General features: G+C 73.5%; 9 protein-coding genes and 1 pseudogene. 7 read left to right on the top strand and 3 right to left on the bottom strand.

Annotation, left to right across the window (positions count from 1 at the left end; translation table 11 throughout):
- Positions 1-128, top strand: a pseudogene (locus CCN35_RS29520) (sensor histidine kinase); the annotation flags it as partial.
- Positions 129-192: 64 nt separating this feature from the next.
- Here CCN35_RS29520 and CCN35_RS17000 read toward each other — a convergent pair.
- Both CCN35_RS17000 and CCN35_RS28935 read right to left on the bottom strand, forming a co-directional pair.
- Positions 193-1,158: an NADPH:quinone reductase gene (locus CCN35_RS17000; RefSeq protein WP_086793369.1), complete on the bottom strand. Its 966-nt coding sequence runs from the start codon at positions 1,156-1,158 to the stop codon at positions 193-195.
- 201 nt (positions 1,159-1,359) lie between these two features.
- The gene (locus tag CCN35_RS28935) at positions 1,360-2,394 is read right to left on the bottom strand and encodes an OTU domain-containing protein (protein ID WP_067389158.1); all 1,035 of its coding nucleotides are present in this window, start codon (positions 2,392-2,394) and stop codon (positions 1,360-1,362) included.
- Between the two features lie 298 nt (positions 2,395-2,692).
- Between CCN35_RS28935 and CCN35_RS16990 the strand changes: the two genes are divergently transcribed.
- Together CCN35_RS16990 and CCN35_RS16985 are read left to right on the top strand one after the other, a co-directional pair.
- Complete coding sequence (locus CCN35_RS16990) at positions 2,693-3,364, top strand: response regulator transcription factor (protein ID WP_067389156.1); 672 nt, start codon at positions 2,693-2,695, stop codon at positions 3,362-3,364.
- Positions 3,365-3,499: 135 nt separating this feature from the next.
- Positions 3,500-4,681 (top strand): cytochrome P450 family protein, encoded by a 1,182-nt coding sequence (locus CCN35_RS16985; RefSeq protein ID WP_086793367.1) that lies wholly within the window; start codon positions 3,500-3,502, stop codon positions 4,679-4,681.
- A 379-nt stretch (positions 4,682-5,060) separates the two neighbouring features.
- On the opposite strand, the gene CCN35_RS16980 is transcribed toward CCN35_RS16985, so the two are convergent.
- Complete coding sequence (locus tag CCN35_RS16980) at positions 5,061-6,095, bottom strand: Gfo/Idh/MocA family protein (RefSeq protein ID WP_086793365.1); 1,035 nt, start codon at positions 6,093-6,095, stop codon at positions 5,061-5,063.
- A gap of 117 nt (positions 6,096-6,212) precedes the next feature.
- Here CCN35_RS16980 and CCN35_RS16975 point away from each other — a divergent pair, with 117 nt between their 5' ends.
- From CCN35_RS16975 to CCN35_RS16960, 4 genes are all read left to right on the top strand, one after another.
- Positions 6,213-6,962 carry a GntR family transcriptional regulator gene (locus CCN35_RS16975; protein ID WP_086793360.1) on the top strand — a complete coding sequence of 250 codons (750 nt, stop codon included), beginning with the start codon at positions 6,213-6,215 and terminating at the stop codon, positions 6,960-6,962.
- 739 nt (positions 6,963-7,701) lie between these two features.
- Positions 7,702-8,850 (top strand): ROK family glucokinase, encoded by a 1,149-nt coding sequence (locus tag CCN35_RS16970; protein WP_067389148.1) that lies wholly within the window; start codon positions 7,702-7,704, stop codon positions 8,848-8,850.
- Positions 8,847-9,431 carry a sugar kinase gene (locus tag CCN35_RS16965; RefSeq protein ID WP_086793358.1) on the top strand — a complete coding sequence of 195 codons (585 nt, stop codon included), beginning with the start codon at positions 8,847-8,849 and terminating at the stop codon, positions 9,429-9,431. The genes CCN35_RS16970 and CCN35_RS16965 overlap by 4 nt, the downstream gene beginning before the upstream one ends.
- Before the next feature lie 254 nt (positions 9,432-9,685).
- Positions 9,686-12,601, top strand: coding sequence for a DEAD/DEAH box helicase (locus tag CCN35_RS16960; protein WP_086793356.1), 2,916 nt, complete (start codon positions 9,686-9,688; stop codon positions 12,599-12,601).
- Positions 12,602-12,633 lie beyond the last annotated feature (32 nt).

The following is a 12,633-nucleotide window of genomic DNA, read 5'->3' as shown; positions in this document are numbered from 1 at the left end:
ACGTCCCCGGCTCCGGCCAGGGCCTGATCGGCCTGACCCAGCGTGCCGTCCTGGCCGGCGGCACCCTGGAGCACGGCCCGACGCCCGACGGGGGCTTCGAGGTGCGGGGGCGGCTTCCCTGGGGGTGACCGCGGAGCAGTCCGCGGCCCGCACCGCCGACGTGTCATGTGCGCCCGAGGGGCGGTGGGCGGTTCAGGGGCGCAGCACCACGCGCCGGCCGTGCAGTTCCCCCTGCTCCATGCGGCGGTGCACCCGGGCCGTCGCACTCAGGGGCCGGTACTCGACCAAGCGGGGACGCAGTGCGCCGGCCGCCAGGAGATCGTTGACAGCGCGGGCCGCGTCGGCCAGTTCCGCGGTGGTGGCGTTGGAGAGGGCGAAGCCGCGCACGGAGCCGTCCTTCATGTAGAGGGCGCCGACCGGGAGAGTCGGTGTGTCCCGGGCGCCGGACATGACGACGATCCGGCCGCGGTGGGCGAGGAGACCGACCGCGGTGCCGAGATCGTTGCGGCCGGAGGTGTCGATGTGCACATCGACACCGTCCGGGGCGAGGGCCGACAGCCGCGCTGCGAGATCGTCGGCGTGGTAGTCCACGACATGGGCCGCGCCCAGGGAGCGGACATGGGCATGGGCGCGCGGTGCTGCGGTGGCGAGCACGCGCGCGTGTGCGTGGACCGCGAACTCCACCAGGGCGCCGCCCACGTTGCCGCCCGCGCCGCCGACCAGGACCGTCTCGCCGGGCCGCAGCCCGCCGTGGGTGAAGAGAGCCAGGTGAGCGGTCGCGGCCGGATGGAACACGGCCACCGCCTCCCCCGGGTCCACGCCCGGCGGCAGCCGGTAGAGACGGTCGGCCGGCACCACGGCCCGTTCGGCGGCGGCGCCCTGCCGTCCGTCGTGGCCGAGGCTGTTGCACCACACCGTCTCGCCCGCGGCGAAACCGGATCCCGGAGCGGCCACCGTGCCCACGAGGTCGCGTCCGACCACGAACGGGAAGGGCAGCGGCGTACGGAACACCCCGGAGCGGACCAGGGTGTCCACCGGGTCGACCGCGGTGGCCAGCACATCCACCAGCACCTCGCCCGGACCCGGCACGGGATCGGGCAGCTCGCCGTAGCGGATGAGGCCGGGCGGACCCAGCCGTTCGACATAAGCGGCGCGCATGCACAGTGATTGTCCCACCGGACCGCTCCCCGCGCGCGTGCACGCGGCGGTCCCTCGACGGTCCTGCCGCCGGAATCCGGGGCACGGCCCGGCTGCCGCACAGCGATGGCGCCGGAGGCAGTCATGTCACCGGGGCAGCGAGGAGCGGCGGGACGGTGCGCCGTCCGCCGTGCCCCCCGTCACCGGTGCGCCGGGCGCCGGTCAGTAGCCGCCGAAACCGCCGAAGCCGCTGAAGCCACCGAAGCCACCGGAGCCGTCGAAGCCACCGGCGGAGCCACTGGAGGTGTCGATGTAGGTGCCCGATCCCGACCCTCCGACGCCACCGCCCCGGGACGAGCCGGACGCTCTGGACGCCCTGGACGACCGGAACGGGGCGGACAGGGAGGGCTGAGGGCCCCGACGGGTGCTCTTCCAGGCGCCCCTTGCCACCGCGCGCCACCACTCCGAGAAGGAGACGGCGACGTCCTGCGCACGGCACTCGCGCTCCACCTCGGCCTGCGCCGCCCGGTCCCACCGGATCTCGACGGGACCGTCGCTGTCGCGCGCCAGCCTCAGAAGGTGCTCCTCGAGCCGACGTGCCGTCAGGCCGCCCTCGGGGGAGGACTCGGCCGGGGAGTCCGGCAGTGCGAGGGCAGCCGGTACGTCGGCCCGGTGGACGAACACGGGTGAGCCGGCCTCGGCCACCGTGAACAGCCACACCCGCTGGGCGGCGACCGTGTGCAGCACGGAGCGCCTGCGCTCCGCCTCCTTGCGGCGCGCGAGCTCCCGCGCCTCCTGTTCCGCCCGGTGCTCGGCCAGCCGCCGCGCGATCTCCTCCCGGACCGGCCGGTACTCCTCCTCCGCCCGCTGCACGGCAGCGGCGAAAGCGCGCTGGGCCTGCTCCGACCGCTTCGCCATCCGCTTTCGCCACCCCGGCCAGGGGAACGGCGGGGCGAGGACCCTCCAGCTCCGACTGCCCGCACGCAAGTCCACCGTGCACTTCCGGCCGCCATGGGCCCGGTACAGGTCCTCCAGGGCACGGGAGAGGGAGTCGAGGCAGGTGCGCGCGGCTGCGTCCCACCTCTCGGAATCCGCCTGAGAACAGGGGAGGGCATCGCCCCATCCGCCCTTCGGCCTCACCCGGTACACCGTGACGCTTCTGGGGCACTGGACGGAGACCGCCGGAACGAACCGCTTCTCGCAGAGCTTCTCCACGTCGAACCGGATGTCGTCCCGGCTCACCCTGCAGTACGTCATGCTGCTCCCCCTCCCGCCCGCTCGACGGTGCCGCGTCCGACTGCGCGCACCGGGCGGCCAGCACGCCACGGTCGACTGCTCAGCGTAACCGTGCGCATGCTTTTCCGCATCCGAAAAATCCGGAAAACACGACTGGTGGCTGAGGGGTCACCGGCATCGGTCCGGGCCCCGACGACTCACCGGCAGTACGCCTTCGGCGGCGGCACACCTCCGGAATCAGCGGTTCCCTCCGTACGGGTCCCCCTGCGCGACCGACCCGGGGTGGTCGACGGGGCCCGGGCTTTGGTTGGGTGGGTCCATGAGCACGATCCGACTGCTTCTCGTCGACGACGACCCGCTGGTGAGAGCAGGGCTGTCCCTCATGCTGGGCGGCGCCGACGACATCGAGATCGTCGGCGAGGCGGCCGACGGCAGCGAGGTGCAGGACCTGGTCGACCGCACGCGGCCGGACGTCGTCCTGATGGACGTGCGGATGCCGGGCGTGGACGGTCTGACGGCGACGGAGCAGCTGCGCGGACGCCCCGAGGCGCCCCAGGTCGTCGTCCTCACCACCTTCCACGCCGACGAGCAGGTCCTGCGCGCCCTGCGTGCGGGCGCCGCCGGGTTCGTCCTCAAGGACACCCCGCCGGCCGAGATCGTGCAGGCGGTACGCCGGGTCGCGGCCGGCGACCCGGTGCTCTCGCCCGCCGTGACCCGCCAGCTGATACGGCACGCCGCCGGTGCCGCCGCCGACGACCGGCGCGCCCGCGCGCGGGAACGGCTCGCCCCGCTCAACGACCGCGAGCGCGAGGTCGCCGTGCGCATCGGCCGGGGACTGGCCAACGCCCAGATCGCGGCCGAACTGTTCATGAGCGTGGCCACCGTCAAGACCCATGTCTCCCGCATCCTCGCCCGGCTCGGCCTCAACAACCGCGTGCAGATCGCCCTGCTCGTCCACGACGCGGGACTTCTCGAACAGGACATTCCCTGAAAGGCGCCGAGAGGACCTGAAGGCCCTGAAGGCGGGTTCCGGCGGTGCGGCGCTCCGCGGCGGTCCGGCACTTTGCGGATCCCCCGTGCGTTGACCGGTCACCGGGAGTCTTTCCGCACTCCGGAGGGAGTGGTGATGGCAGACGTGATCGACCTGAACGAGTACGGGGCGAAGCTCCGGGAGGATCCGCATTCCGTCTACGCCGAACTGCGCGCACTCGGCCCGGTGCACCGGGTGCGGCTGCCACCGCCCGCGAACTACGACAGCTGGCTCGTCGTCGGGTACGAGGAGGCACGCGCCGCGCTCGCCGACCCCCGCCTGGCCAAGGACGTCAGCGCGATCGACACGCCCCTCGCCGGCCGACGGGTGTTCGGCAGGAATCTGCTGGCCGTCGACCCGCCGCAGCACACGCGCTTACGCGCGCTGGTCGCGCGGGCGTTCACCGCGCGCCGGGTGAAGGAACTGGAGCCGCGGATCCAGCAGATCACCGACGACCTGCTGGACGCGATGCTGCCGCACGGACGCGCGGACCTGGTGGAGGCGTTCGCGTATCCGCTGCCGATCACGGTCATCTGCGAACTGCTGGGCGTGCCGGAGATCGACCGGGCCGCGTTCCGGGAGATGTCCAACGAGATGGTCGCCCCCACCAGCGAGGAGGCGCAGCAGCGGGCGGTGGACCGGCTCCTCGTGTACCTCGCCGATCTGATCGAGGACAAGCGCTGCGCCGGACCGGCCGACGATCTGCTCAGTGCCCTGATCCGCACCACGGCCGAGGACGGCGACCGGCTCTCCGCCGAGGAACTGCGCGACATGGCCTTCCTGCTGCTCATCGCCGGCCATGAGACGACGGTCAACCTCATCGTCAACGGCGTGCACACCCTGCTGACCCACCCGGAGCAGCTGGCGGAGCTGCGCACGGACCCGGATCTGATCGACGACGCCGTCGAGGAGATGCTGCGGTACGAAGGTCCCGTGGAGACCGCCACGTTCCGGTACGCCGCCCAGCCCCTGGAGATCGCGGGCATCGCCATCGAGCGGGGCGAGCCGGTGCTGATCGGCCTCTCCGCCGCCAACCGGGACGCCGGACGCTATGCGGCCCCCGACCGGTTCGACATCCATCGCGACGCCCGTGGCCACCTCGCCTTCGGCCATGGCATCCACTACTGCCTGGGCGCCTCTCTGGCCCGTCTGGAAACCCGCACGGCCCTGCGCACCCTTCTCCGGCGCGCTCCCGCCCTGGCGCTCGACGGGCCGCCCGGCGAATGGTTCCCGGGCATGCTGATCCGCGGCCGGCGGAGCCTGCCGGTGCGCTGGTAGCGCCGTCCGGATCCCCTCCCGTCCGGCCCGGCCCGACGCGGGGGCGCCTGTTTCCCTCGCATCGACCGCCCGGTGCGCATCAGGGCCCGGCCGAAATGCCCGGTCGGCCGTCCGTGAGGGGCGGCAGTCCGGTGAGGGACGGCCGTCCGGCGAGGGCCGGCCGCCGGATGCGCACCGGCCGTCAGGTGTGGGCCGGCCGCCGGATGCGGCTCGGTCGGCCCGGGGCGCGGATCGCCCAACCCAAGTGCGAGGCGGTCGACTTGTGCCCGTACGGAGCGTGTTCCAGGCGCACAGGACACAAGTCGGCCGCCCCGCAAGGCTGTTGGACACGCAGGCGTCGGCGGGGCGGCTGTGGGGCCGTCGCACGGCTGTGGGCTTGTCAGCGGAGCGCCGTCCGGCGGGGCCCGCCCGGGATCCCCGGGATCTCCGCCAGGTACACCGGGCGGCGCTCGCGGCGGGACATCTCGCAGGCCTCGGCGATGCGCAGGGCCTGCAGGGCCTCGCGGCCGTCGCACGGGTTGGGCCGTTCACCGCGCACGACCTCGACGAAGGCACGCAGTTCGGCCTCGTAGGAGGGGCCGAAGCGCTCCAGGAAGTCGGACCAGGGCTTGTCCGCGGCCGGCGGCCCGGTCGGCTCGGTGGACGCGATCGGCGTACGGTCGTCGAGACCGACCACGATCTGGTCCAGCTCCCCGGCCAGTTCCATGCGGACGTCGTACCCCGCGCCGTTGAGCCGGGTCGCGGTGACCGTGGCGAGGGTGCCGTCGTCCAGCGTGAGCAGCGCCGCACCGGTGTCGACGTCACCGGCCTCGCGGAACATCGCGGGACCGGCGTCGGACCCGACCGCGTACACATGCGAGACCTCACGCCCCGTCACCCAGCGCAGGATGTCGAAGTCGTGGATCATCGTGTCCCGGAACAGCCCGCCGGACAGCGGCAGCCACTCCGCGGGCGGCGGAGCCTGGTCGGAGGTGAGCGCGCGGACCGTGTGCAGACGGCCGAGCCGCCCCGAACGCACCGCCTCGCGGGCGCCGGTGTAACCGGTGTCGAAACGGCGCTGGAAGCCCATCTGGAGGATCGTCCCCGCCGCCTCCACCTCTTCGATCGCGTGCACCGTGCCCGGCAGGTCCAGCGCGATCGGCTTCTCGCAGAACACCGGCAGCCCCGACCGCGCCGCCCGGCTGATCAGTTCGGCGTGGGCGGAGGTCGCCGTGGTGATCACCACGGCGTCCACACCCCACTTGAAGACCTCGTCCACGCTCGGCGCCACCGTCTCGCCCAGCCGGTGGGCCAGCTCCTGCGCCCGCGCCGTATCGGCGTCCGTGAGGATCAGTGATCCGACCTCGTAATGACGGCTGAGCGTAATTGCATGAACAGTTCCAATGCGGCCCGTACCGATGACCCCGATGCGCATGGAAACAAAGTGGAGGTGGAGCCCGCACGCTGTCAATCAGTATGTCAGGACAATCGAACCAGGCGGCTTCCCGTCCACCAGTGGTGGGATTACGCTCGGGCCGTGCCGAAACCAGAAGTGGACCCTACTGCCTCGCTCGAGCTCAGTGTGGACCGGAGCTCCCCGGTGCCGCTGTACTTCCAGCTGGCTCAGCAGCTCGAGTCCGCGATCGAGCAGGGCACTCTTCCTCCCGGCAGCCTGCTGGGCAACGAGATCGAGCTCGCCGCGCGGCTCGGCCTGTCCCGGCCCACCGTCCGCCAGGCCATCCAGTCGCTCGTCGACAAGGGACTCCTGGTGCGCCGCCGCGGCGTCGGCACGCAGGTCGTGCACAGCAAGGTCCGGCGCCCGCTCGAACTGAGCAGTCTCTACGACGACTTGGAGGCCGCGGGGCAGCGTCCGACGACCAGGGTCCTGGTCAACACGATCGTCCCCGCCTCCGGCGAGGTCGCCGCCGCCCTCGGGGTGGCCGAGGGCGAGGAGGTGCACCACATCGAGCGGCTGCGCCTCGCGCACGGCGAGCCGATGGCGTACCTCGCCAACTACCTTCCGCTCGGTCTGCTCGACCTGGACACCGGGCAGCTGGAGGCCACCGGTCTGTACCGGCTGATGCGTGCCGCCGGGATCACCCTGCACAGCGCCCGTCAGTCCATCGGCGCCCGTGCCGCCACTCCCGTCGAGGCCGAGCGGCTCGGCGAGGCGAAGGGCGCACCGCTGCTCACCATGCAGCGCGTCACCTTCGACGACACCGGTCGTGCGGTGGAGTTCGGCACCCACACCTACCGGCCGTCGCGCTACTCCTTCGAGTTCCAGCTGCTCGTGCGGTCCTGACCTGCCAGCTGCTCGTGCGGTCCTGACCGCGTGATCATGCGATCGCGGTCATGTGATCGCGGTCATGTGATCGTGCCGGGGCGGAGGGCGGCCGCCGGGAGGGCGGTCGTCGCATGTCCGTGACGGCTGGCGCGCGTCCGCGGCGGGTGCCACGTGGCCAGGAGGGGGCTCCCCCTGTCCGGAGCGGCGCGGCCCGTCGTGACTCCCGGTCGTGGAGCCGTGGAGCCAGGTGTCCGGCAACAGGGTGACCGCCGGTCGGCGGAACCCTCGCCGCTCTCGAATCCGTGTCCGAATGCCGCTGTGGAGGGGCAAAGCCGCTGTGAGGGCGCCCGGCCCCCGGAGAGTGCGGCGGTGGCGCGGAGGCGGAGCCCTGGTGCGGCGGAGTCCGGGGGCCGTCCTGGTCACCCGCGACCCGCAGGGACGCGGACCGGGCGAGGGGGGAGAGAGGCAGCCCCCTGCTCCCGCGCGCTCTCGTTGCGCTTTCGTTTCGTTTTCGTCCTGCTTCAGTCCCGGTTCGGTTCCGGTTCCGTCTCACCGGAACGGGGCACAGCGGACCGCGGATCCGCGTACGACGGGAGGTTTCCGAAGGGCCGACCCGGCGGGCGACAGGCGGTGACAGGCCCGACGACCTGCGTCACCCGCCATCGGGGAGAGCGGCCCGCAGACGCCGGGAACCGGTGCCCACCCCTCCGCTCCCCCGTACAGTACCGTTATCGGCCGTGCGGCAGAATCTGCCCCGATGAGCACCTATCGCGACCTCACCGCCCCCATCGGCTCCCGTCGTGCCCCCGTACTGCGGACTGTGGGCACCCGGGAACGTCGCTCCCACCTGACCGCACCCCGGGTGCCCACGGTGGGCATCGACATCGGCGGCACCAAGGTGATGGCGGGCGTCGTCGACGCCGACGGCAACATCCTGGAGAGGCTCCGCACGGAGACCCCGGACAAGTCCAAGAGCCCGAAGGTCGTCGAGGACACCATCGTCGAACTGGTCCTGGACCTGTCCGACCGGCACGACGTGCACGCGGTCGGCATCGGTGCGGCCGGCTGGGTCGACGCCGACCGCAACCGCATCCTGTTCGCGCCCCACCTGTCCTGGCGCAACGAGCCGCTGCGCGACCGTCTCTCCGACCGTCTGTCCGTGCCGGTCCTGGTCGACAACGACGCCAACGCCGCCGCCTGGGCCGAGTGGCGCTTCGGCGCGGGCCGGGGCGAGGACCACCTCGTCATGATCACGCTGGGCACCGGCATCGGCGGCGCCATCCTGGAAGGCGGCCAGGTCAAGCGCGGCAAGTACGGCGTCGCCGGTGAGTTCGGCCACATGCAGGTCGTGCCCGGCGGCCACCGCTGCCCGTGCGGCAACCGGGGCTGCTGGGAGCAGTACAGCTCCGGCAACGCCCTGGTGCGCGAGGCACGCGAGCTGGCCGCGGCCGACTCCCCGGTCGCCTACGGGATCATCGAGCGCGTCAAGGGGGACATCTCCGCCATCACCGGCCCGGTGATCACCGAGCTGGCCCGCGAGGGCGACGCCATGTGCGTCGAGCTGCTCGAGGACATCGGCCAGTGGCTCGGTGTCGGCATCGCCAACCTCGCCGCCGCCCTCGACCCGTCCTGCTTCGTCATCGGCGGCGGTGTCTCCGCGGCCGACGACCTGCTGATCGCCCCCGCCCGGGACGCCTTCAGGCGTCACCTCACCGGCCGCGGCTACCGGCCCGAGGCCCGTATCACCCGTGCCCAGCTGGGCCCCGAGGCCGGCATGGTCGGCGCCGCCGACCTCGCCCGGCTGGTCGCCCGCCGCTTCCGGCGCGCCAAGCGGCGCCGGGTCGAGCGGTACGAGCGCTACGAGCGGTACGCGGAGGCCCGACGGGCGGCCAAGGAGGCCCTGTGACGACGTCGCTGCCCCGTCAGACGGCGTCTCCGGGCGTACCGCCGCCTCCGCCCGTCGAGGACCGCTTCCACCGGATCCGCCGCAGGGCCCTCACCCTGCTGATCATCGTGCTGCTGATCGGCATCCCCGCCGGGTACCTGGTGATCTCGGCCAACCAGAGCCGCGACAGCGGCAAGGACAAGGAGGCCAAGTACTCGGCGACCGGCCTCACCCCCACCTATCCGGCCAGGGTCCAGCGCCGTCTCTACCAGGTGCCGATACCGCACCCGGCGGACCGGGTCGCCTCGTACGAGACGAACAACTGGAAGACCAGCCGCCTCTACGTCCAGTTCCGGACCACCCAGGCCGGCCTGGACACCTTCCTCGAGGCCATGGGGGTCAACCGGGGCGACCTCAAGAAGGACGACATCACCATCAACGCCCGTGACCAGAGGATCACCGGCTGGAAATTCACGGGCCTGGGTCCCTGGTGGGGGCTCACGCACGAGCAGAAGAACCCCGCTCCCACCCAGGACGTCGTCGTCGACATGTCCGACCCGGACCTGCCGATGGTCTACGTCGTCTCCCAGACGGTGCCCTGACGCACGGACCGTGCTCGAAGCAGCGGACCCGCCCCGGCGGACGGACCGCGCCCTGCGGGCGGGACCGTGCCGCGCCCTGACGGACGGACCGCGTCCCGCCGGCCAGATGTGCTCCGACGGGCATGCTCGGCGTGCTCTGCGGGCCCGGCCGAGGAGGACCGGCCGTCGCCGGGACCGGTTGTCGGACCCCGCCCGTATTGTCGAGGGCGGCCGACTCGACGGACGCGACCGGTGGGCGGGAGGCGACAGGACGGATGGGCGACACGGCCGTGGCGCGCACGGACCGGGCGGACGGGACGGCGGACGGCCTGCCCGTGCGGCTCGCCGCCGTGTTCCTGCCCGCGCCCCTGCCGCGCGAGGGACGCCTCGCCCTCTGGGACCCGGACGGCACGGTGTGGCCGGCCGACGGCCCCGCCGGGCACCGTCCCACGCACACGGAGCTGACCGTCGTACGGCGCCACGGGGCGGGCGTCCGCCGCGGAAGCGTTCCCGCGCTGTCGCTGCCGGTCGAGGAGGCGCTGCCCCACCTCGTACGGGCCCGGCACGACCCGGCGGCCCATCCCGCCACCGTCTGCTGGGGCGCCGCCGCCCTGCACGCCCTGCGGCTCGTCGCCCGCGGACGGCTGCTGCCCGGCCTGACCGCCACCGCGCACGACGCCTGGCGGGCGGGTCCCCTCGACCCGGACGACATCGCCCATCTGCGTGCGATCGCCGCCGCCCTGCCGTACGAGGGCCACGCGGTCCCCCTGCCCGGCCCGGGCCCCCTCCGGCTGCCCGAGCCGGAGGCCCTGCTGCGCGCCTTCCTCGACGCGGTCGCCGACACCCTGCCCCGCACCCCGGCCGCACCCCACACCTGCGGAAAGCCCTTCGCCGACCGCCGGCCGCAGCATCTGCCGCACGCCCACGACTGGGCCGCCGAGGTCGCCGCCGGCATGGACGCGGGCGTACGGATCTCCCTGCGGCTGGACCTGTCGGCGTACGACCTCTTCGACAGCCGGGACGACCAGGACAGGCAGGACAGCCGGGACGGCCAGGACGGCGGCGGAGGCGCGGTGCGCGCCGCCGGAGCGGCGGTCGTCCAGGTGCACAGCCTCGCCGACCCCACTCTCGTGACCGACGCGGCAGCCCTGTGGGCGGGGGAGGCCGACGCGGTGTTCGGCCCCCGCGCACGTGTGGACGCCGCCCTGGCCCTGCGGCGCGCGGCCCGCGTCTGGCCGCCGCTGGACCGGCTCTGCGCGCAGGACGTGCCCGATGTGCTCGCCCTGTCCGAGGACGAGGTGGGCGAACTGCTCGGCGAGGCCGCGCCCCGGCTCGCCGCGGCCGGGGTCGCCGTGCACTGGCCGCGCGACCTGGCGCAGGACCTCACCGCGACCGCGGTGGTGCGGCCCGCGCCCGGCTCCGCGGCCGACGGCACGGACTTCCTCGCGAGCGAGAACCTGCTGCGGTTCCAGTGGCAGCTGGCGCTCGGCGACGACCCGCTCACCGACGCCGAGATGGACGCCCTCGCCGAGGCGCACCGCCCGGTGGTGCGGCTGCGGGACCGCTGGGTGCTCGTCGACCCCGCCCTCGTCCGCAAGGCCCGCAGACGCGACCTGGGTCTGCTCGACCCGGTCGACGCGCTGTCCGTCGCCCTCACCGGCACCGCGGAGGTCGACGGCGAGACGGTGGAGGCGGTGCCGGCCGGCGCGCTGGCGGCCCTGCGGGACCGGATCACCGCCGGCGTACGGCCCGCCGAGCCGCCGCCGGGCCTCGCCGCCACCCTGCGCGACTACCAGCTGCGCGGCCTGGCCTGGCTCGACCTCATGACCTCCCTCGGCCTCGGCGGCTGCCTCGCCGACGACATGGGCCTGGGCAAGACGGTCACCGTCATCGCCCTGCACCTGAAGCGGGCGCGCAGCGAACCGACCCTGGTGGTCTGCCCCGCCTCCCTGCTGGGCAACTGGCAGCGGGAGATCAACCGGTTCGCGCCCGGCGTCCCCGTCCGCCGCTTCCACGGACCGGGCCGCACCCTGGACGGCCTCGACGGCGGCTTCGTGCTCACCACGTACGGCACCATGCGGTCGACGGCACCCCTGCTGGCCGGACAGCCCTGGGGCATGGTCGTCGCCGACGAGGCCCAGCACATCAAGAACCCCTGTTCGGCGACCGCCAGGGCGCTGCGCACGATCCCGTCCCCCGCGCGCGTGGCCCTCACCGGCACCCCCGTGGAGAACAACCTCTCCGAGCTGTGGGCCCTCCTCGACTGGACCACCCCCGGACTCCTCGGCCCGCTGAAGTCCTTCCGCGCCCGGTACGCACGCGCCGCGGAGGCCGGCACGGCCGCCGGGAACGACGAGACCGCCCGGCGCCTGGCCCGGCTGGTGCGCCCGTTCCTGCTGCGCCGCCGCAAGTCCGACCCCGGCATCGTCCCCGAACTCCCGCCCAGGACCGAGACCGACCACCCGGTGCCGCTCACCCGGGAACAGGCCGCGCTGTACGAGGCGGTGGTGCGCGAGTCGATGCACGCCATCGAGGCGGCCGAGGGCATGGCCCGGCGCGGACTGGTCCTGAAACTGCTCACCTCGCTGAAGCAGATCTGCGACCACCCGGCCCTGTACCTCAAGGAGGAGCCCCCGCCGGGCGGCGGCGACCGCCTGGCGGCCCGCTCCGGCAAACTCGCCCTGCTGGACGAGCTGCTGGACACCGTGCTCGCCGAGGACGGCTCGGTCCTGGTCTTCACCCAGTACGTCGCCATGGCCCGCCTGATCACCTCCCACCTCGGCGCCCGCGCGATCCCCGTCGACCTCCTCCACGGCGGCACGCCCGTCCCGGAGCGCGAGCGCATGGTGGACCGCTTCCAGAGCGGCGCCACCCCGGTCCTCGTCCTCTCCCTGAAGGCGGCCGGCACCGGCCTGAACCTCACCCGCGCGGGCCATGTCGTCCACTTCGACCGCTGGTGGAACCCGGCGGTCGAGGAACAGGCCACCGACCGCGCCCACCGCATCGGCCAGACCCAGCCGGTCCAGGTCCACCGTCTGATCGCCGAGGGCACCGTCGAGGACCGCATCGCCGAGATGCTCGCCGCCAAGCGCGCCCTGGCCGACGCGATCCTCGGCTCCGGCGAGTCGGCCCTCACCGAACTGACCGACCGCGAGCTGTCCGACCTGGTCTCGCTGCGAAGGGAGACCTGATGGACAAGAGTCCCGAGCGCCCCGAGCGCCCC

This window comes from Streptomyces thermovulgaris (assembly GCF_002155915.1).
GTDB classification, from domain to species: Bacteria; Actinomycetota; Actinomycetes; order Streptomycetales; family Streptomycetaceae; genus Streptomyces; species Streptomyces thermovulgaris.
Note: the sequence above shows the minus strand (reverse complement) of the source record. Positions and strands in the feature narration are given on the sequence as shown.

Coding starts and splice junctions, on each gene's coding strand:
- CCN35_RS17000 (WP_086793369.1), bottom strand. CDS start 1,158: ATGCGCGCCGCTTATGTCGAACGGCTGGGTCCGCCCGGCCTCATCCGC.
- CCN35_RS28935 (WP_067389158.1), bottom strand. CDS start 2,394: ATGACGTACTGCAGGGTGAGCCGGGACGACATCCGGTTCGACGTGGAG.
- CCN35_RS16990 (WP_067389156.1), top strand. CDS start 2,693: ATGAGCACGATCCGACTGCTTCTCGTCGACGACGACCCGCTGGTGAGA.
- CCN35_RS16985 (WP_086793367.1), top strand. CDS start 3,500: ATGGCAGACGTGATCGACCTGAACGAGTACGGGGCGAAGCTCCGGGAG.
- CCN35_RS16980 (WP_086793365.1), bottom strand. CDS start 6,095: ATGCGCATCGGGGTCATCGGTACGGGCCGCATTGGAACTGTTCATGCA.
- CCN35_RS16970 (WP_067389148.1), top strand. CDS start 7,702: ATGAGCACCTATCGCGACCTCACCGCCCCCATCGGCTCCCGTCGTGCC.
- CCN35_RS16960 (WP_086793356.1), top strand. CDS start 9,686: ATGGGCGACACGGCCGTGGCGCGCACGGACCGGGCGGACGGGACGGCG.